This is a genomic window from Streptomyces desertarenae, assembly GCF_042681365.1.
Lineage (GTDB): Bacteria > Actinomycetota > Actinomycetes > Streptomycetales > Streptomycetaceae > Streptomyces > Streptomyces desertarenae.
Window position 1 is genome coordinate 159,593 of the sequence record NZ_JBHUFU010000007.1, and the last position, 25,504, is coordinate 185,096.

The 25,504-nt window shown below is 74.5% G+C and carries 21 protein-coding genes and 1 pseudogene; 12 read left to right on the forward strand and 10 right to left on the reverse strand.

Features of this window, described 5'->3' with window-relative positions; genetic code table 11:
• Positions 1-50 precede the first annotated feature (50 nt).
• The gene (locus tag ACFSJS_RS13840) at positions 51-1,016 is read left to right on the forward strand and encodes a DUF3048 domain-containing protein (RefSeq protein ID WP_380899981.1); all 966 of its coding nucleotides are present in this window, start codon (positions 51-53) and stop codon (positions 1,014-1,016) included.
• 31 nt (positions 1,017-1,047) lie between these two features.
• On the opposite strand, the gene ACFSJS_RS13845 is transcribed toward ACFSJS_RS13840, so the two are convergent.
• Complete coding sequence (locus ACFSJS_RS13845; RefSeq protein WP_380900287.1) at positions 1,048-1,776, reverse strand: PaaX family transcriptional regulator C-terminal domain-containing protein; 729 nt, start codon at positions 1,774-1,776, stop codon at positions 1,048-1,050.
• A 202-nt stretch (positions 1,777-1,978) separates the two neighbouring features.
• On the opposite strand from ACFSJS_RS13845, the gene ACFSJS_RS13850 reads away from it, so the two are divergent.
• The 4 genes from ACFSJS_RS13850 to ACFSJS_RS13865 all read left to right on the forward strand — a co-directional run bounded on the left by ACFSJS_RS13850 (position 1,979) and on the right by ACFSJS_RS13865 (position 6,004).
• A complete protein-coding gene (locus tag ACFSJS_RS13850) occupies positions 1,979-3,616 on the forward strand; it encodes an acyl-CoA dehydrogenase family protein (RefSeq protein WP_380899983.1) in 1,638 nt (545 codons plus the stop codon).
• 170 nt (positions 3,617-3,786) lie between these two features.
• Positions 3,787-4,272, forward strand: coding sequence for an XRE family transcriptional regulator (locus tag ACFSJS_RS13855; protein ID WP_380899985.1), 486 nt, complete (start codon positions 3,787-3,789; stop codon positions 4,270-4,272).
• Complete coding sequence (locus tag ACFSJS_RS13860) at positions 4,269-4,823, forward strand: hypothetical protein (protein ID WP_380899987.1); 555 nt, start codon at positions 4,269-4,271, stop codon at positions 4,821-4,823. The genes ACFSJS_RS13855 and ACFSJS_RS13860 overlap by 4 nt, the downstream gene beginning before the upstream one ends.
• Positions 4,820-6,004 carry an MAB_1171c family putative transporter gene (locus ACFSJS_RS13865; protein ID WP_380899989.1) on the forward strand — a complete coding sequence of 395 codons (1,185 nt, stop codon included), beginning with the start codon at positions 4,820-4,822 and terminating at the stop codon, positions 6,002-6,004. Before ACFSJS_RS13860 ends, ACFSJS_RS13865 begins: the two co-directional genes overlap by 4 nt.
• A gap of 25 nt (positions 6,005-6,029) precedes the next feature.
• On the opposite strand, the gene ACFSJS_RS13870 is transcribed toward ACFSJS_RS13865, so the two are convergent.
• Genes ACFSJS_RS13870 through ACFSJS_RS13890 form a run of 5 tightly spaced genes read right to left on the reverse strand, consistent with a single transcriptional unit; the run spans position 6,030 to position 14,038 of the window.
• Positions 6,030-7,316 (reverse strand): ABC transporter substrate-binding protein, encoded by a 1,287-nt coding sequence (locus ACFSJS_RS13870; protein WP_380899991.1) that lies wholly within the window; start codon positions 7,314-7,316, stop codon positions 6,030-6,032.
• Positions 7,313-8,293 carry a hypothetical protein gene (locus ACFSJS_RS13875; RefSeq protein ID WP_380899993.1) on the reverse strand — a complete coding sequence of 327 codons (981 nt, stop codon included), beginning with the start codon at positions 8,291-8,293 and terminating at the stop codon, positions 7,313-7,315. Before ACFSJS_RS13875 ends, ACFSJS_RS13870 begins: the two co-directional genes overlap by 4 nt.
• Positions 8,293-9,891, reverse strand: coding sequence for a vWA domain-containing protein (locus ACFSJS_RS13880; RefSeq protein ID WP_380899995.1), 1,599 nt, complete (start codon positions 9,889-9,891; stop codon positions 8,293-8,295). Before ACFSJS_RS13880 ends, ACFSJS_RS13875 begins: the two co-directional genes overlap by 1 nt.
• Positions 9,888-12,212, reverse strand: a complete 2,325-nt coding sequence (locus tag ACFSJS_RS13885; RefSeq protein WP_380899997.1) for a serine/threonine-protein kinase — start codon at positions 12,210-12,212, stop codon at positions 9,888-9,890. The genes ACFSJS_RS13880 and ACFSJS_RS13885 overlap by 4 nt, the downstream gene beginning before the upstream one ends.
• Positions 12,209-14,038, reverse strand: coding sequence for a trypsin-like peptidase domain-containing protein (locus ACFSJS_RS13890; RefSeq protein WP_380899999.1), 1,830 nt, complete (start codon positions 14,036-14,038; stop codon positions 12,209-12,211). The genes ACFSJS_RS13885 and ACFSJS_RS13890 overlap by 4 nt, the downstream gene beginning before the upstream one ends.
• Here ACFSJS_RS13890 and ACFSJS_RS13895 point away from each other — a divergent pair.
• Positions 14,037-14,360: a trypco2 family protein gene (locus ACFSJS_RS13895; protein WP_380900001.1), complete on the forward strand. Its 324-nt coding sequence runs from the start codon at positions 14,037-14,039 to the stop codon at positions 14,358-14,360. The genes ACFSJS_RS13890 and ACFSJS_RS13895 overlap by 2 nt on opposite strands.
• 118 nt (positions 14,361-14,478) lie before the next feature.
• Here the strand turns inward: ACFSJS_RS13895 and ACFSJS_RS13900 are convergent, their stop codons facing one another.
• Positions 14,479-15,351: an LLM class flavin-dependent oxidoreductase gene (locus ACFSJS_RS13900; RefSeq protein WP_380900003.1), complete on the reverse strand. Its 873-nt coding sequence runs from the start codon at positions 15,349-15,351 to the stop codon at positions 14,479-14,481.
• Between the two features lie 570 nt (positions 15,352-15,921).
• Between ACFSJS_RS13900 and ACFSJS_RS13905 the strand changes: the two genes are divergently transcribed.
• Together ACFSJS_RS13905 and ACFSJS_RS13910 are read left to right on the forward strand one after the other, a co-directional pair.
• Entirely contained in the window at positions 15,922-16,491 is a 570-nt protein-coding gene (locus ACFSJS_RS13905) for a hypothetical protein (protein ID WP_380900005.1), read from the forward strand.
• Positions 16,488-17,135 (forward strand): annotated as a pseudogene (locus ACFSJS_RS13910) (DUF4291 domain-containing protein). Before ACFSJS_RS13905 ends, ACFSJS_RS13910 begins: the two are co-directional and overlap by 4 nt.
• A gap of 525 nt (positions 17,136-17,660) precedes the next feature.
• On the opposite strand, the gene ACFSJS_RS13915 reads toward ACFSJS_RS13910, so the two are convergent.
• The gene (locus ACFSJS_RS13915; RefSeq protein WP_380900007.1) at positions 17,661-17,909 is read right to left on the reverse strand and encodes a WhiB family transcriptional regulator; all 249 of its coding nucleotides are present in this window, start codon (positions 17,907-17,909) and stop codon (positions 17,661-17,663) included.
• Positions 17,910-18,364: 455 nt separating this feature from the next.
• On the opposite strand from ACFSJS_RS13915, the gene ACFSJS_RS28040 reads away from it, so the two are divergent.
• The 4 genes from ACFSJS_RS28040 (at position 18,365) to ACFSJS_RS13930 (ending at position 21,573) form a co-directional block, all read left to right on the forward strand.
• A complete protein-coding gene (locus tag ACFSJS_RS28040; RefSeq protein ID WP_465269794.1) occupies positions 18,365-18,694 on the forward strand; it encodes a WapI family immunity protein in 330 nt (109 codons plus the stop codon).
• A gap of 262 nt (positions 18,695-18,956) precedes the next feature.
• Positions 18,957-19,397 (forward strand): hypothetical protein, encoded by a 441-nt coding sequence (locus ACFSJS_RS13920; RefSeq protein ID WP_380900009.1) that lies wholly within the window; start codon positions 18,957-18,959, stop codon positions 19,395-19,397.
• The gene (locus tag ACFSJS_RS13925; protein WP_380900011.1) at positions 19,397-20,656 is read left to right on the forward strand and encodes a WXG100 family type VII secretion target; all 1,260 of its coding nucleotides are present in this window, start codon (positions 19,397-19,399) and stop codon (positions 20,654-20,656) included. Before ACFSJS_RS13920 ends, ACFSJS_RS13925 begins: the two co-directional genes overlap by 1 nt.
• A 14-nt stretch (positions 20,657-20,670) precedes the next feature.
• The gene (locus ACFSJS_RS13930) at positions 20,671-21,573 is read left to right on the forward strand and encodes a hypothetical protein (protein WP_380900013.1); all 903 of its coding nucleotides are present in this window, start codon (positions 20,671-20,673) and stop codon (positions 21,571-21,573) included.
• Positions 21,574-21,976: 403 nt separating this feature from the next.
• Here ACFSJS_RS13930 and ACFSJS_RS13935 read toward each other — a convergent pair whose 3' ends face one another.
• Together ACFSJS_RS13935 and brxD are read right to left on the reverse strand one after the other, a co-directional pair.
• Entirely contained in the window at positions 21,977-24,109 is a 2,133-nt protein-coding gene (locus ACFSJS_RS13935) for a DEAD/DEAH box helicase (RefSeq protein WP_380900015.1), read from the reverse strand.
• Positions 24,109-25,446, reverse strand: a complete 1,338-nt coding sequence (brxD, locus tag ACFSJS_RS13940; protein ID WP_380900017.1) for a BREX system ATP-binding protein BrxD — start codon at positions 25,444-25,446, stop codon at positions 24,109-24,111. Before brxD ends, ACFSJS_RS13935 begins: the two co-directional genes overlap by 1 nt.
• Positions 25,447-25,504 lie beyond the last annotated feature (58 nt).

The following is a 25,504-nucleotide window of genomic DNA, read 5'->3' on the forward strand; positions in this document are numbered from 1 at the left end:
AGAGGATCCAGGCGGCGCGTGGGCGCGCCCGGCCGGAGGGACGGCGAGCGATGGGAAGCGGACGGAGGCCGGGGCGGGTCGCGAGGGCGCTGGCGTCGCTGGCGGTGCCGGCCGTCGTGCTGGCGGGCTGCCAGGGCGGGGACGGCGGCGGGGCGGACCGCTCGCCGTTCACCGGGGAGCGCGTCGCGGACCCGTCGGCGCCGGTGCTGGCGGTGAAGGTCGACAACGTGCCGGCCGCGCGTCCCCCCACGGGCCTGGAGCGGGCCGACATCGTGTACGTGGAGCAGGTCGAGGCGGGCCTGACCCGGCTGGTGGCCGTCTACTCCTCCGACCTGCCGCCCTCGGTCGGCCCGGTGCGCAGCGCCCGGGAGTCCGACCTCGAACTGCTGCGGCAGTTCGGCGAGCCCGCACTGGCCTACTCCGGAGCGCAGTCGAAGCTGGTCCCCGTCCTGGAGGACTCCCCGGTGCACCTGCTGCCGCCCGGTGAGGCGCCGGAGGCGTACTCCCGCGACCGGGAGCGCCCCGCGCCGCACAACATGTACCTGGATCCCGGGGCCGCGCTGGAGGCCGCACCCGACGGGGTCGGCGGCGCCGGCGACATCGGGTTCCGCTTCGGTGCCGCGCCGAAGGGCGGCCGGCCCGACACCGGGGAGACCGTCCGCTTCCCGAACGCCGCCGTCTCCTTCACCTGGTCCGGCGGGGAGGACCGCTGGCTGGTGTCCATGGACGGCAGGGCCGCCACCACCTCCGGCGGCGACCGGCTGGGTGCCCCGACGGTCGTCGTCCAGCGGGTGACGATCCGCGACTCCCGCTTCGGCGACCGGGGCGGCAACATCACCCCCTACTCCGAGACCACCGGTTCCGGCGAGGCGACGGTGCTGCGCGGCGGCCGGGCGTACGAGGCCCGATGGTCGCGGCCGGCTGCGGAGGACGGCACGGAGTTCACCACCCCGCAGGGGGATCCGGTGGACTTCGCCGAGGGGCCGGTGTGGGTGGTGCTCGCCCCCGCCCGGTGACGGCGCGCGGCGCGGCGGCCGCGGCGCGGTGTCAGAGCGCGGTGTGGTGCCGCAGGACGGCCCGCAGGTCGGCCTCGAAGGCGGCGTAGCGGTCGCGCAGGGCGGCGCCCGGCCAGCCGCCGGGCAGCAGTTCGTCCGGCAGCAGGGGGTCGGCGAGCAGGTGGCGCAGCGCGGCGGCCGCGACGGTGAAGCGCCGGGCCAGGTCGCCGGCCTCCTCGGCGGCGTCGGCCGCCGCCGTCAGGGCGCGGGCGCGCTGCGCCCAGCCGTCCAGGTCCCACAGGGCGGCGGCCAGCGCCGCCGGATCGCCCTCGGGGACTCCGGTGAGCAGGGTGCACTGCCCGGTGACGACGGCCGGGCGGACGCGGACGAGGTTGGCGGGGCGCAGCCAGGTGCCCTCGCGCAGCTCGGCCAGGCGCAGGGCGGCCATGGCCTGGCGCAGGGCGCCCCGGTCGGCGGCGGCGCGGCGTTCGGCGGTGACGACGGCGATCTCCCACTGCCCGTGCCAGTCGCGGGTGCTCGGCGAGCGGCTGTCGTCCTGCCGCGCCTGGCGGGCGAGCAGGCGCTCGGTGAGGGCGTAGGAGCCGTCCGGGCGCTGGAGGAGGTCACCGGCCGCGGCCATCCGCGACAGCGCCACCCGGACCGTGCCCTCCGCGATCCCGAACAGCTCGCCCACCCGGACCAGGGCCCTGACGGGCAGGGCCGGCGGATGGTGGCCGAGGAGGGTGCTCAGCACGATCGACCGGGCCGTCAGGGGCCGCAGCCCGGTCTCCTGCGGCCCCCGCGGGGACGCCTCCCCGCGCCGCGTGCCGTCCGTGCCGTCCGTGCCGTCCACACCGCCTCCGCCGTCTCCGAGGGGCACGATCCCAACCGTCCCGTTACAGTCTTCCGCCGCGTGCGCCGGATATGTAATGTCAGGGTACGGGACCCGCGCGGTCCCGCCCCCACCGCCGGAGGTCGCCGCCATGAGCGCCACCCACGAAGTGATCAACCAGCCCCCGCCCCTGGCGCCCTTCACCGCGGCCGACGACCCCGCCGTGACCGAGGCGCTGCGCCGCCACGGCGCGGAGTGGGGACTGGCCGAGGTGCGGGAGCTGGGCGGCCTCGCCGGCTCCCCGGAGGTGCAGGAGTGGGCCCGGATGGCCGAGGAGTCCCCGCCGAGGCTGCGCACCCACGACCGCTGGGGCCACCGCGTGGACGAGGTGGAGTTCCACCCCGCCTGGCACCGCCTGATGGCCACCGCCGTGGAGCACGGGCTGCACGCCGCGCCCTGGGCCGACCACCGCCCCGGCGCCCATCTGGTGCGGGCCGCCAAGTTCTACCTGTGGTCGCAGGCCGAGGCCGGGCACGGCTGCCCGGTCTCGATGACCTACGCCGCCGTCCCCGCGCTGCGCGCCCAGCCGGAGCTGGCCGCCGTCTACGAGCCGCTGCTGGCCGCCCGCGCCTACGACGCCGGGCTGCGGCCCCCGCTCGAGAAGGCCGGCCTGATCGCCGGCATGTCGATGACGGAGAAGCAGGGCGGCTCGGACGTGCGGGCCAACACCACCCGGGCCGTCCCGGCCGGCGACGGCAGCCACCGGCTCACCGGCCACAAGTGGTTCACCTCCGCGCCGATGAGCGACGTCTTCCTGGTCCTGGCCCAGGCCCCCGAGGGGCCGAGCTGCTTCCTGCTGCCGCGCGTGCTGCCCGACGGCACCCGCAACGCGATGCACCTCCAGCGGCTCAAGGACAAGCTGGGCAACCGTTCCAACGCCTCCTCCGAGGTGGAGTACGACGGCGCCGTGGCCTGGCCGGTCGGCGAGCCCGGACGCGGGGTGCGCACCATCGTGGAGATGGTCGGCATGACCCGCCTGGACTGCGTCCTGGGCACGGCCGCTGGCATGCGCGCCGGTCTGCGGCAGGCCCTGCACCACGCCGCCCACCGGCGGGCGTTCGGCGCCGCGCTGGCCGACCAGCCGCTGATGCGCCAGGTCCTGGCGGACCTGGCGGTCGAGTCGGAGGCGGCCACCACCCTCGGGCTGCGGCTGGCCGCGGCCGTGGACGCCGCCCACGCGGGTGACGAGCGGGAGGCGGCCTTCCGGCGCCTGGCGCTGGCGGTGGCCAAGTACTGGGTGTGCAAGCGCGGCAGCACCCACGCGGCCGAGGCCCTGGAGTGCCTGGGCGGCAACGGCTACGTCGAGGAGTCGGGCATGCCGCGCCTGTACCGCGAGGCGCCGCTGCTGTCGATCTGGGAGGGCTCGGGCAACGTCGCCGCCCTCGACGTCCTGCGCGCCCTGGAGCGGGAGCCCGCCTCCCTGGACGCCGTCCTGGCCGAGGTGGACGCCGCCGCGGGCGCCGACGCCCGGCTGGACGCGGCCGCCGCCGGCGTGCGGGCCGTCCTGCCGGAGCTGAAGGACCCGGTGGGCGCGCAGCTGCGCGCCCGGGAGCTCGCCGAGCGGCTGGCCCTCGTCCTCCAGGGCAGTCTGCTGGTGCGGTACGGCCACCCGGCCGTCGCCGACGCCTTCTGCGCCTCCCGGCTGGGCGGCGCGTGGGGCCGCGCCTTCGGCACCCTCCCGCCCGGAACGGACCTCGCGGCGATCCTGGAGCGCGCCCGCACCGCGTAGCGCCGCCCCGCTGCCTCCCCCGTCCCCGGCGCTGTCCCTCCCGCGCCCCCACCGGCCCGTACGACTGGACTCACACCCTGGCTCCTGCAAACCTCTGTTCCTGTCAAGGCCGTTGGGGCTCGGGAGGGACAGCGCGCCCCGGCCGGGTTCGTGCTGTGGAGGTGGGATCGGTGCCCGAGGCAGGAGGCCCGGCGACGCTGGCCGAGAGACTCGACCGGCTCTTCGACCAGGTGCGCCCGGACGGCCCGGGGGGACGCCGGTACACCAACGAGGAGGTGGCCGCGGCGGTCCGGGGGGCGAATCCGGGCGTGCGCGTGGGCGGCGCCTACCTCTCGGCCCTGCGCAAGGGCACCAAGCGCAACCCGTCCACGGAGCTGCTGGGAGCCCTGGCGCGCTTCTTCGGCGTCCCGGCCTCCTCCCTGCTGGACGGCGGACCCGGCGCGGGGGCCGCCCGGGGCGCGGAGGCCGAACTGGCCCGCGTGGCGGAGAACATGGGCGTCCGCAACCTGGCGCTGCGCGCCCTGGAGCTCTCCCCCGAGGCCCTGGCCGCGGCCACGGAGATCGTCGAGCACGTCCTGGAGCTGGACAGCCGGCACGGCAGGGGCCCGGCCGGAGGCGGGGACGGGCCCGGGGGTGAAGGGGGGCGGGCACCGTGAGGGAGCGCGAGCTGCGCCGCCGCTGCCGGCGTCTCCTCAAGGAACTGGACATCCGGCCGCCCCTGGACGTGGCCGAGCTGTGCCGGCGGGTGGAGCTCCGGCGCGGCAGGCCCCTGCGGCTGGTGCCCTACCCCATTCCCGTCCCGGGGCCGTTCGGCATGTGGGTGGGTGCGCCCACGGCCGACTACATCGTCTTCCAGAAGGAGACCAGCCGCGCCCACCAGCGGCACATCGTCCTGCACGAGCTGGGCCACATCCTGGCCGACCACCGCAGCGGGGACCTCGACGACGAGCTGCTGACCCGGATGCGCCGCGGCAGCGGGGACGGCCCGCCGGGCGGACCGGCCGGGCTCGGCATCGATCCGGGCGCCGTACGGCGGGCCCTGCGGCGCACGGCCTACGACAGCGAGCAGGAGCGGGAGGCGGAGACGGTGGCCACGATCATCCTGGAGTGGGCCTCGGTGCTGGACCACGTGGCGCCCCGGTCCTCGGCCGACGCGGCGGCGGACCGCATGGGGGCCTCGCTGGGCGACCGGCTGGGGTGGCTGTGAGCCTGCTGCTGACCCTGTACGGCGCGGGTTCCCTCCTGGTGCTGGCGTGGATGGCCCACCGGCTGGTGCGGGCGCCGCGCGACGTGCCGCTGTGGTCGGTCACCGGGCTGATCGCCTGCTGGGCCGCGGCCTACCCCTTCGGCCTGGCGGCCGACCGGAACGAGGTGTTCCTGGAGCTGGCCCCCATGACCTCCCGGCTGGTCCAGCACGTCCTGGTGCTGGCCGCGGTCAACTGCATGGTCTCCTTCTACCTCTTCTCCACGCTGGAGCCCCACCGGGCCCGCAACCGCGCCGCCTGGTACGGCCTGGCGCTGCTGGCCGGGGTGGCCGCGCTGACCGCCGCGACGGCCGCGACGCCCGACGGGGTCCGCACCCGGGACCACACCGTCACCAGCGTGGCCGCGTTCTACGTGACGGCCGACCTCTACCTGGCCGCCGGGTTCGCCCTGGGCTGGCTGTGGACCCGGCGCTACGCGCGCATCGCCGAGCCCCGGCTGGCGCGCGGGCTGCGGATCACCTCCTTCGGCATGGCGGCGATCGTGGTGGCCGACGCCCTGTTCGTGCCCGCGGTGCTGATGCGCTGGGCCGGCGGCGGCCGGGCCGACGAGTCGCTGGACACCGCCGGGGCCGCCGAGACCACCCTGGGCTGGTTCGGCGCGGTGTTCTTCCTCCTGCCGGGCATCGTGCTGATCCTGGTCGGCGTCACCTACCCGGCCGCGGTGATGCGGCTGGCCGCGCTGCGCGTGTGGTGGCGGCACCTGAGGGCCTACCGGCGGCTGGAGCCGCTGTGGACGGCGCTGCACCGGCACTTCCCCGAGGACGCGCTCCACCGGGTTCCGGCGCGCCCCTGGCGCGACGCCCTGAGCCTGCGCGGGGTGCACCGCCGCTACTACCGCCGGGTCATCGAGTGCCGGGACGGCCTGGTGCGCGTCAGCCCCTACCTGGCGGCGCTCGGCGGGGGCGCGGACACCGCCGCCGGCGGCGGCCTGTCCGGCGCGTCGCCCGGAGAGCTGGCGCTGCGGCTGCGGGAGGCGCTGCGGGCGCACGCCGAGGGCCGTCCCGTGGCCACGGCCGCCGTCCCCGTCGTCGTGCCGGACGAGGGCGACCTGGACGCCGACGTGCGGCAGCTGGTGTCGCTGTCGCGGGCGCTGCGGTCGGTGCGGACGGCCGAACCGGAGTGAGCGGCGCGGGGCACGGCGTCCCGCGTCAGCCGCACGCCTCCTCCAGCCAGGGGGTGTCGCCGGGCAGCCCCTCCTTGACCCGCTGGATCTGCTCCAGCAGCCGGACGGGGTCCTGCCGGGGGGCGGCGAGGAACTCCAGGACCTTCTCGTGGAAGATCCTGCGGATCGTGGGCGGCATGACGTCCGAGGCGTCCAGGCACAGCCGCTCGGCCTGCCGGAACTCCCGTACGATGCGCCGGCTGACGGTGTCGTCCTCGGGGTACGCCTCCTGGGTGACGCCCCGGTGCGCGGAGAAGAAGGGCGGGTCGACGCCGGTGGCCCAGGCCCGCTGGGCGTCCAGGGAGGCCAGGAAGCGCATCAGCGCCCTGGCCTGCTCGCTCTCGGCGAACATCGCCGCGAAGTCCCCGGACACCTCGCGGGCGTCGCCGCGGCCGTCCGTTCCGGGCAGCAGCGCCGAGGAGGGCGCGAAGTCGGCGCGCGGGGCGTCGTCGCCGTACAGGCTGCGGGCGAAGCTGCCCTGGTGCTCCAGGTCGCAGGCGCGGCCGGGGTCGAAGAGCAGCCCGTTCCCGCCGCCCGGCCCGCGGTGGTCGGTGGTCAGCGCGGTCTCGGCCGCCCGGTCGTCGCCGGCCATGAACGTCCCCCAGACGCGCCAGGCGTCCACCACGGGGTCGGCGGTCCACTCCATCTCGCCGGTGGCCCAGGCGTCGTAGGCGGCGGCGCCGGACCGCTGGAGCAGGATGTCCTCGATCCAGTCGCTGCCGGGCCAGCCGGAGGTGGCGTCGGAGCCCATGCCGACGCACCAGCGGGTCACGTCCTCCCGGGCGGACGCGTCGGGCGGGTTCCCCTTCTCGTACCAGACGATGCTCTTGAGGTCGACCTTGACCGGCAGCCAGTAGCGCTCGGACATCCCGGCCGGCCGGGACAGCCAGGGGCCGGCGTAGTCGCCGTCGTCGACGACGTCCTCGTCCAGCCGCCGCAGCCGGTCCCGTTGGACGTAGTCGGCCAGGTCCCCGAGGACGGGCAGCACCGCGACGTCCGGCGGGTCGCCCGCCAGCACTCCGGAGAGCAGCACCTCGCGGGTGGCGGTGGTGCCCTGGTAGTCCACGCGGACGCCCTCGTTCGACTCCTCGAAGCGGTCCAGTAGCTCCCCGAAGGACTCCGCCTCCCGCCCCGTCCAGGGGCCCAGGACCGTCAGGACGTGGCGGGACGCGTCGGGCTGCCGGGCGCAGCCTGCCGGTCCCGCCGCGAGCAGCAGGCACAGCAGGCCGAGCACGGCCCGTCGCGCGGGGCCCGCGCGTCCCGGCCGGCTCACGACGGGAACCTGTACTGGCTCAGGTGGCGCTGCAGTCCGGCCAGGGACAGCGCCGCGACGGCGAGCCCGCCGGCGACGATGACCGCGACGCCCGTCCCCCGGTCGGCCGTGGCGTCCATGGCGCGCGTCACCGCCTCCGGCGCCCCGGCGATGACGGCCCCCGCCGCGTCCGGCTCCCCCTCCGGCAGACCCCGGCCGGCCCGCACCCCGCTCTGCCGCTCGACGACCCCCGCCAGCTCCCCGCGGGCCTCCTCCAGCAGCCGCTGGGTGCCCTGCGCCCACGTCACGGGCCACACCGAGGCGAGGAGGATCGGGCACGCCGCCAGCAGGCAGGGGTTCAGCCGCTGCGGGAAGCGCCCGCCCAACTGCCACTGCACGGCGACCAGCGCCACCGCGAGCGCGATCAGGGCCGCCACCGCCACCTGCCAGGCCGCCCGCCGGGAGCCGGTGAACACCGTCTGCCCGGACAGCTCCCGGAGCTGGTCGTCCTGGAGCTCGTCGAGCCGGGAGAGGACGCCGGTCTCCCCGCGGTTGAGGATGGTGTCGGCGCTGTGGAACCACGCCCTGCCCAGGGCGCCCCGCTCGGCGTGCCGCACCGCCTGCACGATCGCCTCCCGGTAGACGTCGAGCAGGGAGATGACGGTGCTCAGCGTGCGCTCGCCGGCCTCGCCGGCGACCTGCTGGTCGGAGATCTGCGACAGGCTCTGGGCGGCCGCCGCGATCTGGGTGCGGTACGTCTCGTCGGTGCCGGCCTCGTCGGTCAACCCGGAGTCCATGTGGTCGCGCGCGGCCAGGTGGGCGCTCATCAGCGCGCTGCGGGCGGCGGCGACCTTCAGGATCGCCGGCGCGGTCCGGTCCCGGACGGCACCGGGGCGGCGGTGAGTGTCGTCGTAGGCGACGGACAGGGCCACCGAGGCGACCGCGGTCAGGGCCAGCAGCACGCCGAGCTGGAGCCGCAGCAGACGTCGGGTGCCCATCACCGCCCTCCCGTGCCGGGGGTGCCGGAGCGGGCCTGCAGGGGATGCCCGCAGTTCTCGCAGAACCGCCCCGGCCGCACCTGTTCGGTGCACCGGGCGCAGCGCAGCGGCCGGCCTCCGCTGGGCGGCGGGCCCCCGTCCCCGCCGTCCCCGCCCGGCGGGGCCGAGGTGTGGCCGCTGAAGACGATCAGCGCCTGGACGCGTCCGGGGGTGATGTCGTCGCGGATCCGCACCTCCCCCCGGGCCGCCTGCTCGACGGTCACCAGGTCGCGCAGTTGCGCGAGGCGGGTCTCGTCCCCGAGCTCGTACGCCAGGCGCACCGCCCGGCCGAGCTCCCGCTCGGCCTCGGCGGTCCCGCCCCGGTAGAGGGCCGCGGCGCCCGCGCGGCAGGCCTCCCGCAGTTCGTCCTGGCGGGCGAAGTGCCACCCCGCGGTGCCCAGGTCGGTCGGCGACGACTCCCTGCCGGCCCACCGGACCGTGACGTGCTCCTCCGCGGGCAGCACCACGTCCCCGGTGTCGCGGGCCTCCAGCCGCACGGAGGCGATCCGCGCGGCGTGCGGCTCCCGGTCGCCGGGGTGGTCGGGGTGGCCGGGGTCGACCCGCATCCTCAACTCGTACCAGCGGGTCCCGTCGCCCCAGGCCCCGGTCGGGAAGAACGTGCGGTCGCCCTCGCCGACGGCGGTGTCCGTCAGGTCCAGGACGGTCGGGTAGACCTGCCGGAAGAGGGTGACCGACAGGTACGGCGCGGTGCGCACGCCCAGGGCGAGCCGCGGCAGCGTCCGGCGGGTGGAGGCTCCGAGCAGGGTGTGGAACAGCCCGGTGAGCCGCCTCTCGAACTCCTCCGCGCCGTCCTCGACGACCGCCTCCGCCCGGCCGTGCAGCCGGTCGGCGATCCGCTGGAGCTGCGCGGCGTCCCAGTCCTCGCCGATGCCCAGCGCGTCGCAGGTGAACTCGCCCGCGCAGGCGTCCAGGACGCGCTCCAGCTCGTCGGCCCGGCCGTGCTCGTCCCTGCCGTCGGTGAGCAGCAGGGCGTGCCGGAAGGGGGCGTCGGGGCGTGCGGTGAGCAGCCGCCGGGCCAGGGAGAGCCAGGCGGAGATCCGGGTGCCGCCGTGGGCCTCCAGGGTGCGGGCGGTGCGGCTGCCCTCCTCGCGGGAGGCCCTGGTGGCGGCGATGGTGGCGGGCTCGGCCGGGTTCCCGAGCCGCTCCCGGGTCGGGTAGGCGAGCCGGGCGGTGTCCGTTCCCGCGACGAGGGCGAAGTGGATGCCGTCCGGGAGCCCCGCGATCGCCGCCGCGGCGGCCTTCCGGGCGGCGGCGATCTTGCGGGGCGTGGGGTGGGCCATGGAGCCGGAGCAGTCGATGATGACGACCTCGGACCGCTGCGGGGGGCGGCGCGGCGCGGCGGCCTCCAGGCCCTCCACCCGGATCCGCACGGGCACGTGCACCTCGTGGGCCCCGGGACCGCCGCCGGGAAGGTACTGCTCCCGGGCGTGCTCCACGGTCATGTGGACGCGGGGCCGCCCGGGGTCCGCGCCGGCCGCCGGCGGGCCGGGGGTGCCGGGTGCGGGGCGGGCGGCGCGGTCGGCCGCGGGATCGGTCATCGGGTCGGCTCCTCGGCCGGTCGGACGAACCAGGTGCGGGGAAGGACGGCGTTGGAGCAGTCCACGAGGTGCTCGCTCCGGCTCCGGGTGACGCCGGGCTGGTGGGCCAGGTCGCGGAAGGAGCGCGCCAGCAGCGTGCGCAGGCCGCGCTCGGTGGGCGGCTCCCCCGGGCCTCCGCCGAACAGGTCACCGCCCAGCTCCGCCGGGTGCGCGCCGTCCGCCTCCGCCGGCTCCGCCGTGTCCCCGGTCTCCGTCCCGCCCGCCGCGGCGGCCCGCTGGAGCCAGTCCAGCGCCCATTCCCGGATCTCGGCCTCCAGCCGGGCGCGTTCCCCGGCGTCGAGGACCAGGCGGGGCAGTTCCCGCCGGACGGCCGCCAGGCCGCGCCGGTCGGGCAGGCCGTCGCGTCCGGGGGAGAGCCGGGCGGCCCGGATCCGCACGGCGGCGATCCGGGCGGCGTCGTAGTGCCGCGACATCGGCGGCACCCGTTCGAGTACGCCGGCGGCCCGTTCGCGCTCGCCCCGGGCCAGGTGGACGCGGGCCAGGCCGAAGGCGGCGCTGCCCTGCTGGGTGTTGCGCCGCCACACCGCGTGGTGGAAGCGCTCGGCCCGGTCCAGGTCGCCGCGGTGCTCGGCGCAGTACCCCAGGGCCAGCTTGGGCGCGTACTCCCCCGGCAGCGCCCCGTGGACCTCCGCGAAGTGCTCCTCGGCGGCCTCCACCTCGTCCCGGGCGAGACGGACCAGGCCGCGGTGCCAGGCGATGCGCCAGTCGGGGACGGAGTCCCGCCCCGAGGGCAGGCCGAGGATCTCCTCCGCCTCCCTCAGGCGGTCCTCCGCCTCGCGCAGCCTCCCGTCCCGTTCCCGGTCCCCCGGCGGCAGGTGGCCGTGCACCTCCAGGTGGGCGCGGCACAGCCGCAGCCGGACCTCCACGCTGGGCCGGTATCCGTCCTCGTCCCCGTCCAGGAAGCTCTCCATCTGCCGCACGACCGCGCGGGGGTCCTGCGGCGCGGGCAGGCGCAGTTGGACGCCGGCCGGGTCGTCGCGGCGCGGCAGCGGAACCGGCAGCCCCGCGGCGACCCGGGAGGGGGTGGGGCGGCCGGGGTCCAGGAGGGGGGCGGCGACGGTCCCGCGGTACGCCCTGGCGCGGCGGCCCCGCCACCGTCCGAGGTCGGGGACGGCGCCGAGCCCGGCGTCCAGCAGGGCGTGGGTGGGGGCGAAGACGTCGGAGGGCCGGGTGTACTGCCGCCCCGTCCGCAGCGAGACCAACTCCCGCAGGACGCCCTCCAGTTGGCCGGACATCTCCGCGGCGGAGGAGAACCGCCGCTCCGGCCTGGCGTGGGTGGCGCGATCCACCAGCCGGTGGAAGGAGTCGTGGCCCAGGCCGGTGCCGGCGGCGCCGGGCCCGCCGTCCGCGGCGGCCCCGGCCAGCTCCGCCAGCGTCCTGCCGACGGTGTGGACGTCGTGCGCGACGGTCGGTCCCCCGCCGTCCTCGACCTCGGGCGCCGCGTAGCCCTTGGTCGTGACGGGCGCGCGGTCGGGGTCGTCGGGCCGCTGCACCCCGCCCAGGTCGATGAGGACCACCCGGTCGCCGCGGTGGATGACGTTGTCGGGCTTCATGTCGGAGTAGACCAGGCCGCGGTCGTGCAGGACCGCCAGGGCGCCCAGGATCTGGCAGCCGTAGCGGGCGACGTGCTCCAGGGTGAGGGGCTCGCCGGAGCCGAACGGGCCGGCCTCCCGCCCGGCGGCCTCCAGGATCCCCCGCAGCGACCTGCCGCCGACGTACTCCATCACGATGTAGTCGGCCGGGGTCCTGCCGTCGTCGGGCCGGTGGGGCACGTAGTCGAAGATGCGGACGATCGACTCGTGGCCGATGGCGATCATCTGGTTCCGCTCCTCCAGCATCCGCTCCCGCGCCTCGGGGTCGTGGGGGTTGAGCACGCCCTTGAGGACGATCGGGCGGTTGCGCAGCCGGGTGTCGACCGCCAGGTAGACCCAGCCCAGACCGCCGTGCGCCAGCGGGCCGCGCACCTCGTAGCGGCCGCCGTCGAGCGGCTCCCCGCGCCTGAGCTGGGGCAGCAGCGAGTAGCGGGTGCCGCAGTGCGGGCAGTAGCCCTCGTACCGGACGGGTGTCCCCGGGTAGGGCGTGCCGACCGGTCGGCGGCACCTGCGGTTCCCGCAGGGGCGGCCCTGGCGGGGTGGGACGGGGTCGGCCAGGACGAGGGCCTCGGGGGCGTCGGGCGGGGGCACCTCGGGGAGGTCCAGCAGCGCGCGGCCCTCCCCGGCGGGTTCCGGTCCCGTGCCGTGCGCCGTGCGCCGGCCGCTCACCGCTCCCCCTCCGGTTCCCCCGCTCCCCCGTGCGCACCCGGCTCCCCGTGCCCGGCGCGGTCCTGCGGCGGCCAGCCGAGCGCGTGGCGGACGGCGTCCACGTAGCCGGCGACCGCCTCCGCCGCGCTCTCCGCCGCGAACCGCCCCCGGTACAGGGCCTCGTGGGCCGCGCGGTACACCCCGTCGAGTTCGACGTCCTCGATCCGGCCGTGCCGGACGGCCATCTGGCGGTAGGCCCGCAGTTCCCCGCGGAGCTCCGTCCGCCGCTCGTACCCCCTGCGGGCCGCCTCCTCCGCGGCGGCCGTGTCCCGCTCCGCCCGCCGCGTGCGGCGGTCCAGGCGGTCCAGGCGGTCCTGGGCGGTCCGCGTCCACCCGGTCGCCGGGCTCCCGTCGGCGCCGTGGGCGTGCCGCAGCAGGGAGAGGTTCATGTGGAGGTCCGTCACGGCGTCGTCCGGCGGCTCCACGCCGGCCAGCCGGGCCTTGGCCGGTGCCAGCCGGCGCAGTCGCCCGTCGAGCGCGTCGAGGCGTTCGGCCAGTGCGCCCATGCGGTGCCGCAGTGCCAGGTCCTCCTCGGTCGCCTGGTCGACGCGGGTGTTCCGGCCGTGGAAGACCAGCAGCAGACGGCAGCCGCGTTCGGCGAACTCGCCGCACAGTCCGAGCAGCCGGTCCGGTTCGGCGGACTCGTTCACGCCCAGCACCGCGACGGTCAGCGGCACGCGGCCGGCGCGCAGCCGTTTCCGCGCCCGCGCCGGGTCCGGCTCCTTGAGGTTCATGCGCTCGGCGACCTGCACGACCACCTCGTCGGCCGTCGCGCCCCGCGCGCCGACGGCCAGGTCGAGGCTGCCGACCGGGGGCACGGTCCCGGCGGGGTCGGTGGAGAGCACGGCGGGAGCGTCGACGGACAGTTCGCGGTCGGCCAGGGCCAGGGCGCGCTGGAGGGTGCGGTCGCGTCCGGAGCCGCGCTCCACCTCGGTGACGTAGACCGGCGCGGGGTTCCGGCCCCCGAACCAGGCGGCGAGCCGTTCGGCGTAGCCGAAGTCGGTCGCCCGCCCCGAGGAGGCGGAGGCGGTCAGGGACCGCTGCACGGCCGGGAGCCCCCCGACCCAGGGCCGCACGCCCGGCAGGTACCTGGCGATGGTCTCCACCGGGATCATGTGCGCCATGGCCAGCGGTTCCGGTTCGGAGGCGTTCAGGTACCGGGCGACGGTGATGCCCAGCACGCTGGGCGGGTCGTCCATGTCGAGCACCGGGCCGCCGCTGAAGCCGCGCCGCGGCAGGTGCGAGGGCGGCAGGTCCAACTGGACGCGCTCGCCGAACGACAGGTTCACGGTGGCCGTCAGCGCCACGCCCAGGGCGCCGCGGAGCGAGTCGGCGTACCCGCACAGGTCCACCCGCGTGCCCCGGACCGCCACGGCCCGCAGCAGGGGGGCGGAGTGGCGGCCGGGCGGCGGCCGGTGCAGGCGCAGCAGGGCCACGTCCCCGCGGTCCTCCCCCTGCGGCGGGACCCAGCAGCCGTCGATGACGGTCGCGGTGGAGCTCTCGGCCCCCTCGATCTCGGGGAAGTCGACGGTGACGGGAGACACCCGGCTCCCCAGTACGTGAGCGCAGGTCAGGACCGTGTCACCGCCGAGCAGCACACCCGACCCGATGACCCGGCGCGACCCTCGGGACCGTACGCGGACACGCCACGCCCCTCGCGCGGCGCGGCTCGTGGTGTCCGAAATTCCCCCTGTGACACCGTCCCCCATGGGCCCGCAGCATACGCGCGAACCGCTTCTCTCTGTAACCTCTCGGTGTCGATTCGTAGACGGGCAGGGGGAAGCCATGGCCGACGCACGCGACGCCACCGACGACGGCGGGATCGGACTGGCCGACGTGATCCGTCAGGTCCGCGCGGACCTGACGGCCGCGCAGCGCGAGGGCGACGGCCGCGAGGGCGGCCTGCGCTTCACCGTGGAGCGGGTGTGCCTGGAGGTGGCCGTCCAGGTCCGCAAGGAGGGCAGCGGCCGTACGGGCCTGCGCATCGGCGTGGTCACGGCCGATCTGGGCGGCGGGGCGAGCAAGGACACCACCCACCGCATCCAGGTCGAACTGGTCCCCCGCCACCGCGACGGCACGTTCCACGTCGGCGGCGAGCCCTGCGACTGACGGGGCGGACCCCGGCCGGGCCGGGGCCTTCGTGCCGGGTCCCGGCCGGCGGACCGGGCACGGCCCGCCGTTCACGGACCGGACCGCCGCCCCCGCGCCCTCCGGGCGAGGGCCCCGTTCAGGGGACGAGCGGGCGGACCTCCCCGGCGGCGAAGCGCACGAAGCCCTCGATGTCCGGCTCGTCGGCGGTGGGCTGGAGGACCACGGTGTCGGCCCCCGCCTCCGCCAGCCGCCGGACGGCCTCCGCGACCGCCTCCGCGTCCCCGGCCACCCCGAGGTCCGGTGCCGGGGTGCCACCCCAGCGTCCGAGTTCCGCCGCCAGGCGCTCGGACGCGTCCGGCCCGGTCGCCGTGTGGAGGTAGACGACCAGCTCGTGACGGCCGGTGCGACCGGCCGCCGCGCGCCCTTCGTCGACGGCCCGGCGGGCCCGGCGCACCGCGTCGAGCGAGGCACTGGCGTCGAGGATGGTGCCGTCGGCGGCCTCACCGGTCAGCCGCAGCGTGCGCGGTCCGGCCGCCCCCGCGAGCACGGCGGGCGGCGTCGGCGGCGGCCAGTCGAGGGCGACGCCGTCGAGCCTGACGTAGCGGCCCCCGGTGGTGACCTTCTCGCCCCGCAGCAGCGCCCGCAGCGCCTCCAGGTACTCGCGCAGCAGCGTGACGGGCGACTCGGCCCGCGCGCCGACCTGCCCCATCCAGCTCTGCACGCCGTGCCCGACACCCAGGGCGAAGCGCTCCGGGAACATGCGGTGCAAGGTGGCGGCCTCCATCGCGGTCAGCGCGACGTTCCGCAGGGGCACCGGCAGCAGGCCGATCCCGACGCGCAGCCGCTCCGTCCAGGCCAGGGCAGCGGCGGCGCTGGCGACGCCGCTCTCCAGGAAGCAGTCCTCCCACAGCCACAGCTCCTCCAGCCCGGCCTCGTCGGCCGCGCGGGCCACGCCCCGCAGCCGTTCGGGGGGCAGTTGGGGCCGGAACACCACACCGAGAGCAGTCATGCGGCCTTCCTACCGGTCGCGTCTCCTGCGGGCAACGGCTCTGCCTGACGCTGCGGCCCGCCGCGTCAGGGTTGCCCCGTGGCAGCGACGCACCTCCTGATCACCGGTGTCCGGGAGCCACCGACCCGGGTCGCCGCGGCCCGGCGCCCAAGTGCGGTGACGAGGACGTCGTGACCGTCTACCGCAAACAGACCCGACACCCGCTGAGTCGGCGTGTGCACATCGGAGGGAACGGCGAGGTGACGATCGCGGGAAACGGAAAGCTCCACGTGAACATGAGCGGAGGCATCAAGCACACCACCGAGTTCCGTGGCGACAGCGGGCAGATCGTCGCCTTCGACATCCCCGGGCATACCGCGATGCCCTCAGGGAAGCCGCCCTGCCCCAGGACAAGGACGACCACCCCGACGGCTCCGCGTTCACCCGGCAGGAATGGAAGCAACTGCTCAAGGAGTACCCCGAGATCCCGGACCCCGCCAAGAGCCCGGACCTCTACGGAATCCCGGGTAGGCTGCTCGGCCACCTCAAGGACGCGATCACCCCCGGATCGGGTTGCGTCATCCACGAAGGATGATCTCCCACACGATGATGCACAGCGAGGAAAGCCTGGCAGCGGAGTTCGACCGCCTGCGACGCCGCCCGGCCGCCGAATCGGCTCCACCGGTCCTCTGCGAGTTCACGGTGGACCTCCCCGGTGCCCCGGAACCGTACGCCGAGCGCCTGCGCCCGGTGCTCTCGGCCGCGGTGGACCTGGGGATCACCGCGGATTTCGCCCGGGACGACCTGCCCACCGACGGCGTACCGGACTGGTTCGTCGCGGTCTGCTCTCCGGACGGGGGCGGGGCGCCCGACTTCGCGAGGAACGGCCGCGCCGCGTACCAGGCCCACACGGAAAGCCGGCCGTGGTCGCTCCGGAACTGGCTCCACCGGTTCGACCCCGACGACGACTCCCGGGGGTGGCAGTGGTGGGACATCACCCGGGTCGGACCGTCCCGGGTACGGATCTGGGTGGACAGCCGGGGGGAGTCCTTCTTCGGCTGCCAGGAGCTGCGCTGGGCCGCGTACACCGCCGGTGCCCTGTACGTCGACGGGCCCGCCGTCTGGAACCTTGGCGTCTGGGCGGGAGAGAGGCCGGCATGACGGCGACGGACGCGTCGCGGCTCGTGGCGGACCGGCAGGTGAGGGCACGTTTCACGGAGGAGGCCATCACGGTGTACCAGGCGTACACGCCGGCGATGGCCGACGCCGCACTCGCCGCTGGTACGTTCGTGGCGCCTTTCAGGCGCGAGCGGATGACCTGGATCAAACCGTCGTTCCTGTGGATGATGTACCGCTCCGGGTGGGCCACCAAGCCCGGGTAGGAGAGGGTCCTCGCCATCGAAACGACGCGGCAGGGGTTCGAGTGGGCACTCGCCCACGCGAGTCCCGGTCGTTACGCGCCGACGGTCCACACGGACGCCGACGCCTGGAAGGCGCAGCTGCGGACCAGCCCCGTGCGGGTCCAGTGGGATCCAAAGCGTTCGGTCACGCTCCAACCCCTGCCCCACCGCGCCCTTCAGGTCGGCCTCTCGGGGGAGGCCGTGGGGCGGTGCGTCGAGGACTGGATCGTCCGGATCTCGGACGTCACCGACCTCGCCCGGACGGTTCACCGAGACGTCGGGGCCGGGCGTCCCGACGAGGCGGCGTCCAGGTTTCCCCGGGAGGTCCCGTACCCGTTGCCCGAAGGGATCCGCAAACGCATCGGCGGCACGGAGACGGACGGGGAATTCCCGGCAGGGCCGTAAGACACCGCCTCTCCAGGGCCGCGGCCCTCGGCAGGGGCGCGGCACCGTGGAAGCCGAACCGGGCACACCGCTGCCGGAGGTTGCAAGCAACCCGTCGATCTCTACGGCGGAGGGGTGTTCGACGAGGTCATCCGGCTCCTGGAAGCGGGGGCACGGCTCGCCCTGCCGATCGCGGCCGGGCGAGCCGTTGCGGAACCGGCGGACGATGCCCTCCCCGCGGGCATGTACGTGGCTGGAACTCCCGCAGCTCCGGTCGGCCTCAGCGGGCGGCGCGGGTGGGGAAATCCGTCCAGGCGGCCGGGGAGACGGAGAGGACCGGCCGACGTGATCCGTCAGATCCGCGCGGACCTGACGGCCGCGCAGCGCGAGGGCGACGGCCGGTCTGGGCGGCGAGGCGAGCAAGGACACCACCCACCGCCTCCAGGTCGACCGGTCCCCCGCCACCGCGACGGCACGTTCCACGTCGGCGGCGAGCCCTGCGACCGAGCGGGGCCGCCGGGCACCCCCCGTGGGCCCGGCGGACCGTCAGGCGCTGCGCTTGAGCCTGCGCCGCTCCTCCTCGGAGAGCCCGCCCCACACGCCGTAGCGCTCGTCGTGGGCGAGGGCGTACTCCAGGCACTCGACACGCCCCTCGCACGACTGGCAGATCCGCTTGGCCTCCACGGGCGTTCTCCCCGGATCCGGGAAGAAGGGCTCGGAGCCGATCTGCGCGCACAGCGCGCGGTCCCACCAACCGGTCGTCTGCCGCACCGGGCCGGAGTAATCGATTGCCATGCGGGCAACCCTGCCCAGCACGGATCAACGAACCATCAACATCCGATCAACGCGCGGCGACACGGCCCCGCGCGCCCCACGGCACTCCCGCCCGGAGGCGGTTCTCCCCTTCCGGACAACGGTCGTTCCCCGGCCACTCCGGCGTGATCTCCACCCTCCCACCCCTCCGCCCCGTCCGCAGCAGGGTTCCGTCCGCCGGGCGTGTCCCGCCCCGCGGCCTGGCTGCGTGACCTCTGCTGGACGGTGGGACGGACCGGGGGCCGCGGCCCGACGGCGAGCACCGATGACCTCAACCCGCGCCTTTCGGCTTGCCTTTCACTCTCCGGGGGACCTGCGGTGCGTGGCATCCTCCGGCCATGCGACTCACCGACCGAGCAGGCGGCATCGTCCTGCGGCCGCTCCGTTACCGGTTCCCGGTGGCCAGGGGCGACCGTTGGGACGACAACTGACTCGTCATCGGGGCCGACGTCACCACACCGGCGACCAGTTGGTCCTTCGCGGACTCGTGCCTGCTGGTCGACAAGGCTCGCGAGCTGTCCGCATGGTTGCGCGCTGTCGCGGACGGGCGGAGGCCGGACGCGAAGCCTGACCCGGAGGGGCACCTCGACCCGGACCTTTCCTTCCTCGAACCGGCCCTCGCTTTCAACCGGGTCCGGTGGCGCGACGGCGCGGGAGTGCTGCGAGTCCACCCCTCGCAGAGGTCGCGCCTCCGCGACACCGGCACGACGAGAACCCGGATCCCTGCCCGTACGCGATCGAGGTCGAGACGGACCGGGCCGAACTGATGCGGGCAGCACAGGAGTGGGACCAGCACCTCGCGCGGTTTCCCCCGCGCTGAGGCCGCGGTTCACCCCGTGCGTCGAGGCTCGGTCCCGGATCTGTGGAAGGTGGGGCGTATGGGGGACCGACCGGTGGCGGGGCCGTCCGACGGTCGTGGTGGGGGTCCGGGTGTCGGTTCTTCGGCCCGGCCGGCCGGCTCCGGACGGTTTGCCGTTTCCGGCCGCTAGTGTGACGTCGACTGCGACTTCGGTCCGGGGGAGGGATTCCGTGAGCGACGGTAAGAGGGTACTGGACATATCGACGGCGGATCTGAAGGCGTCCGCGCCGGCCTTCCACACCCAGAGCGAGAAGTTACGCCAGGCCGTGTCCACGCTGAAGGAGAAGCTGGATGCGCTGGGCGCCCCCTGGGGTGCGGACGAACAGGGCCGGACGTTCGGGGACTCCTACGAACCGCACCGCGCCACCATCGAACGCTCCGTGGGCATCCTGGTTGCCGGATTGGCCAGCATCCATCAGGCGATGGAGGACATGGCCGACGGACACGTGGACAACGAGGCCGCCATCGAGGGCATGTTCACCAAAGCTCCCGCCCCGTACGGCCCCTTCCCGCCTCAGCCTCCCGCCGACCAGCAGCCTTACGGCCCCTACGCGCCGCCCGCCCCGCAACCCTCCGACCGCCATCAGGGGCCAGGACGGGAAATGCCCTGATGGGCGCGTTCGAGGAGGCCAAGGAGTGGCTCGTCGAGACGATGGGCATGTGGTGGCCCGACGCCGACGAGGGCAAGCTGCGCGACGCCGCGACCGCCTGGCGGGACTTCGCCGACGCCGTCCAGGACGTGCGCCAGGCCACCAACGGCAAGGCCGGCCCCCTCATCGAGAACAACTCCGGCGAGGCGATCGACGCCTTCGAGGTCTTCTGGCACCGCTACTGCCACGGCGGCAGCGGCTGGCTGAACGACCTGGAGCAGGCCGCCCGCGACCTGGCCACCGCCCTGGACGACTTCGCGAACGACATCGAGGACGTCAAGGACGAGATCGACACCCAGATCGCGATCTCCGCGGCGACCATCGCCGCCGGCATCGGTCTGGCCGTCGTCACCGCCGGAGCCGCCTCGGGCGCGGCGGTGGCCGCCGCGGCGACCATCACCAGGCTCGCCGCTTCCCTGGGCGTGGCCGTCTCCACCACCGCCGCCCGGATCGCCGCCACCACTCTGACCGGCGCCGCCTTCGGCGGTGTGGAATCCGTCGCGGTCAACCTCGCCGTCGCCCAGCCCATGCGCATCCACGCCGGTCTCCAGGACGGCTTCAACCTCAACCAGGCCCAAGAGGCTGGAAGGCATGGCGCCTTCTTCGGAGCCGGAGTCGGCGCGGTGGGAAGCGGCGCCCGCGGAATCAACGACGCGGGCGGCATCCGCAACATCGTCGACGGCTTCGCCTTCGCCCCCGGTTTCGGCGGCCTACGCCCGGCGATGCCTGGTGTCACCGTTCCTGTCGGCCCCTCCGGGCAGCCGCTGTTCAGGGAGAGCTGGAAAGCCTCGGATGACATACGCGGCCCGGCGGCGGGGAAAGACCTCCGTTCGTACAACCCTCGTCATACGATATCCGGAGCAGGCAGGAACAAAAATTTCCGTGAAGAGAACAGCGTGATCCTGAAGGGGAAAGAAGGGGAGGTCAAAAAGGATATAGAAGAGATAGCCAAGGGGAACGCCAGATACAACAAAGAAACCGACCGGTATGAGATAAACGGCCGCTCCTACGGCGTGGAATCCGGCGGAACCATATATCCGGACTCCGGGCCGGGAATCGTCAAGTTGGACAGAAACGAATACGCTGCCCTGAGTCTCATCTCCAAGGCGAAGGGCGACATGGCCTCCATCGAGAAGCGACTGACGATGGATCCGAGGTTCGCGAACAACCCCGAAGCGGTACAGAAAGCCATCGCCGTCTACAACGGGACCTACCAGTGATGTGCAATCTATTCATGACGGGGGAGTTGCGTACCGATCGTCTTTCGATCGCCCTCGCCGAGATTTTCCGGACACCTCCGGAGGTTGTCGAGGTGGTTGCCGAGGAGGCGAGCCCGGAGGAACGGAGCTGGGACGCGCTCGTCTCCTGCGAGTACACAGCCGTTCTGGGCCATGTCTCGTGGGCCTTGGACATCTACGCCCGGGAAACAGTGGTCGAACATCCCGACGAGTCGGAGCTGGCGCGCCTACTGGCCGAGAAACTGCGGTGCGTGGTCCTCTACCCGTCCGGCGGGGCGATGCGCCCCAGCGCCTACTGGCTCGTGACACCGGACGGGCTCGTCACCCGCGCCAGACTGCTCGAATCGGACGACGACGAGCCTTTCCACACCATCGACGCGGTGGAGGATCCGGTTCCCCAGCTCCCCGACGTGCGCGTCGAGTTGATGCGGGAAGTCATCAGGGAGCAGCCTGTTCCGGTCCCGATCGCCGAGGGCTTCTCCGCAGCCGTCGAGGCGTGGTGGGAGGCCCGGAGCCGGGAGGGGAAGGGAACGGAACCCTCCGCCCTGGAACCCGGCAGCTCTCTCTGGTACGCCAGGAACAGCCTGGGCGCGTGGGAAAAAAGCGTGCACCGCGTCGAGAACGACTGGCAGCCCGGTGGCCGCTACCCGGTGGACATGTACGCCGAGGACCTCCACGTTCGGGACGAGATCGACGAACTGCTCCACGGCCTGCCACAGGAAATCCGTGAAACTTTTCGAAATTCGGTGAATCGGTTGGACGAGCGTTTCAGGGAGGCCACGCAGGGGGATGGGGGAAAAGCCCTGGCGGCGTCCCTGGGCACCTCCCCCATCTCCATGGTGAACAAAGGCTGGTGGTGGCACCGCCGTCCGGTACGGCTCCCCTGGAAGGGGCTGTGACACACCTGCCGGCCCGGCAGGATTTCGACAGAGGAGTCAGGGCAACACTCATTCGCGCAGGTGGATGGTCTCACCGTCCGGAGCGGAGTCGGTGAACCGAAGGTACGGTCTCCTGCCGTTCGGGAACATCACCGACCCATTGCCCGAGCCGTCGCGTGAGCGCCGAGCGCCACGGAGCAGCCGTGCCACGCGCCTCGCGACACCCTTCACGACGGAGAAGTGAACGGGGGAAGCGCATGTGGTCCGTGCGGCGGAGTTTCGACGCACGGACCACGCATGTCCCGGCCCGGTGCGGCTCGACGAGCGGTGCGGACGGGGAAGTCCGCCCGGGCGGCCGTGGGGATGGGGAAGGCCGAGCCGACCCCCGCCTTGGAGTCACGGACGCGCACGGCCTCCGACGGGCTCAGCCCATGTGGTGGAAGCGCACCGGCTCGGCGAGCACCGCCCGGGCACCGTCGAAGTCCGCCAGGCGGCCGGCGACCGTGGCGACGGCGAGGCGTTCGGGGAGGGCGGCGGAGAACTTCAGTCCGCGCACGGCGCGGCGGTCCACGTCGGGCAAGACGAGGTGCTCGCCCACACTGTCGAAGGCCGCGCGCCACATCTCGGGGGTCAGGTCCTCCCGCAGTCGGACGCTTCGGTCGTCCGGCCGCTGCACCGGATCGGCGATCGACGGGAGGGTGGCGGCCAGGGTGGCGTTGGCCCGGTATCCGGCCCAGGTCCACCAGCGCACGTCGTTTCCGGCCCGGGTGACCAGCGTTCCGCCCGGGTGCACCCTGTCCGGGGCGTCGGCCTCGCGCGCCTCGGACAGCCGGGCCTCGGCGCGACGGGTCAGCGACACCGGCGGGTCGGCGCCGAGCAGCACCTCGCGCATGGCCCGTGTCAGTTCGTACGAGAGTCCGGCGATACCGCCGCCCGTCCACTTGGCGACGCCGCCGCCGTCGGCGGGTTCGACGAAGACCCGCCTGCGTTTCCAGTCGACGAAGGTGACCTGCCAGCTCCGCCCGGCCAGCAGCAGCCGCCTGGGTCCGGGGCGTTCCTCGGTCAGGACGGACGGGTCGGTCCGGCCGATCTCCTGGCGCCCGGAGAGCACGGTGAACTGCGGCGGCGCGGTGAAGGAGGCGGTCAGCTCCATGAAGTGCCGTCGCCCGAAGCGTCGTTCGGCCTCCGGTCCGACGAACAGCATCCCGCCGTCCCGGTCGAGGTAGCCCTCCTCCAGCAGGTGCCGCAGGACGGGGGCGGCCGATCGGTCGAAGGGAGCGAGACCGTTCCACTGCTCGGACCAGAGCCGGTCGCCGAGCCTGTGCTGCTGCAGGGTGACGGCGAGGAGCTGTTGGGCGACGAGGTGGCTCGGCTCGGGCGGCGCGGTCACCGGTTCGACCCAGCCGCGCCCCCACAGCAGCAGCAGTCCCGCGGCTTGGAGCAGGGTCTCCTCGCGCGTGGCCAGGAACAGGCAGTTGCGCACGGTGTCGGCGCGGCGGCCGGTGCGTCCGATGCGCTGGAGGAAGGACGCCACGGTGGCGGGCGAGTCGATCTGGATGACGCGGTCCAGGTCGCCGACGTCGATGCCGAGTTCCAGGGTGGAGGTGGAGACGATGACGCAGTCCCGCGCTTCGGCGAACGCCCGCTCCGAGCGGGTGCGTTCGTCGACGGAGAGGGAGGCGTGGGAGAGGAAGACGGTCACCTCGCGCGCCCGCAGGGCCGCTCCGAGCTGTTCGACCTGGCTGCGCGAGTCGCAGAAGACCAGTCGCTTCTCGCCCCGGTGGAGTGCGGAGATCAGTTTGGCCGCGTTCTCCAGCGATCCCACGTAGTCCAGCTCGACCTCGCCGGCGGGCCGCGACCCGCCGGGGGCGGCCGGAGCCTCGGGGGCGACGACCCGGCCAGGGCGCGTCCCCCTGCCCGATCCCTGCAGCCACTCCAGCAGGTGGTGCGGGTTGCCGACCGTGGCCGACAGCCCGACGCGCTGGACGGCTCGTCCGGTGATCCGCTCCAGCCGCTCCAGTACGGCGAGCAGGTGCCAGCCGCGGTCGTCGCCGGCGAAGGCGTGCACCTCGTCGACGACGACGGCCCGTACGCTCCCCAGCAGCCGCGCGTGATCGGTCTTGACGCCGATCAGCATCGCTTCGAGCGATTCGGGTGTGGTGAGCAGGATGTCCGGCGCCTCGGTGCGGATGCGCTGCCGCTGGGACTCCCTGGTGTCGCCGTGCCAGAGGACGGCGCGCCGTCCCACCCACTGCGCGTAGGAGTCGATGCGGGTGACGAGGTTGTTGAGCAGTGCCTTGAGCGGACACAGATACAGCACCGAGGTGCCGGTCCACTTCTTCTCCGCCATCGCGGACAGCAGCGGGAAGCAGACCGCCTCGGTCTTGCCGCCGGCGGTCGGGGCCAGCAGGACGGCGTCCTCGCCGTCCACCAACGGCGAGATCGCCGCCTTCTGTAAAGGCCGTAGGTCGGGCCAGCCGAGGGTGTTGACGATGTGGTGCAGCACGACGGGATCGAGCCGCTCCACCGGGTCGGCGGTACCGCCGGCCGCCGTCATCACAGCTCCAGGTCGACGTCGTCGGCGGACGAGGTGCCTGACGCCAGGTTCCGCTCGACATCGGTGAGTTCCCGGCTCGCGACGGTCAGACGGTAGTGCTGCCGCGGATCGAAGTCGTCGAACTGGTCGACGCGGTCGAGGACGTCACCGACGAGCTTCTTCAGGAACAGCCGGGGCGCCACCCCGACCTTCCCGCCCAGCGCCCCGCCGACGGCCCGCGCGAGGTCGGCGACGTAGGCGTCGTCGACGACCGCCCCGATCCGCTCCGACGCCGCGGCTCCCGCCGCGTACAGGTCGCGGATGGTGACGCCGAGGCCGACCAGGGACTCCTGGTCGAATCCGGGCAACCGGATCTGCACCGCGCGGGGGTTGTCGAAACGCGGGTCGGTGGTGAAGTCGGTGGCGAGCCGCTGGGCGAGCGGAGCCAGGCGCTGGACACCCTGCTGCCCGTCGTAGAAGGCCGGCGTGCCGGTGATCACCAGGTACAGGCCGGGGAAGCGCCCGGAGTGCACCTCGTCGATGAGCTGCCGCAGCGCGTTGAGCGCCTTGTCGCGGGCATCGGAACGGACCCGCTGCAGCGTCTCCACCTCGTCGAGGACGACGAAGAGACCGGCGTGCCCGGAGTCGCGCAGCACGGTGAGCAGTCCCTGGAGGAAGCCCAGCGCTCCGAAGTGGTCGAGGTCGCCGCGCACCCCGGCGGCTCTGCGGGCGGAGGCCGCGACGTGCGGCTGGCCGCCGAGCCACGCCAGGACGGCCGCGGCGGTCGCCTCGTCGCCGGCGGCGAGGGCGGCCCGGTAGCCGCGCAGGGCGGTGGCGAAGGAGGGGGCGTGCCGGGACACCTCCGCGAGGCGTGCGACGAGCAGTTCCTCCACCTCGCCGGGCAGTTCCTCCTCGGTCGCGCCGGCGGCGAGGGCGTCCTCCTCCAGTGCGTAGAACCAGGCGTCGACCACCGGGCGCAGGGCGCTGGGCGGGAAGCTGGAGGTGGTGAGGCGCTCGGTGAGCCGCCGGTAGACGGTCTCCAGCCTGTGCAGCGGGGTCTCGTTCTCCGAGACCTGGATCTCGGCCACGGCGAAGTTGCGCCGCTTGGCCCGCTCCCCCAGCCAGCGGGTGAAGAAGGTCTTGCCGGACCCGTACTCGCCTCGCACCGCCTTGAACACCGAGGCTCCCGACGCGACGGCCTCCAGTTCCGCGTCGAGCGCCGCCTCGAAACGGTCGAGTCCGGTGGCCAGCAGGTCGAGTCCGCTCTCGGGCACGGCGCCGCGCCGCAGCGCGTCGATGACGGTGCGGCGGCGGGCGGCACTGACGTGAGTGGGGCGCGTGGATCCGGTGGTGCTCACGGGAACCAGTCTTCCATTCCCCGGGCGCTGCCGTGCGGGGCCGGTGGACCTCGAGCCG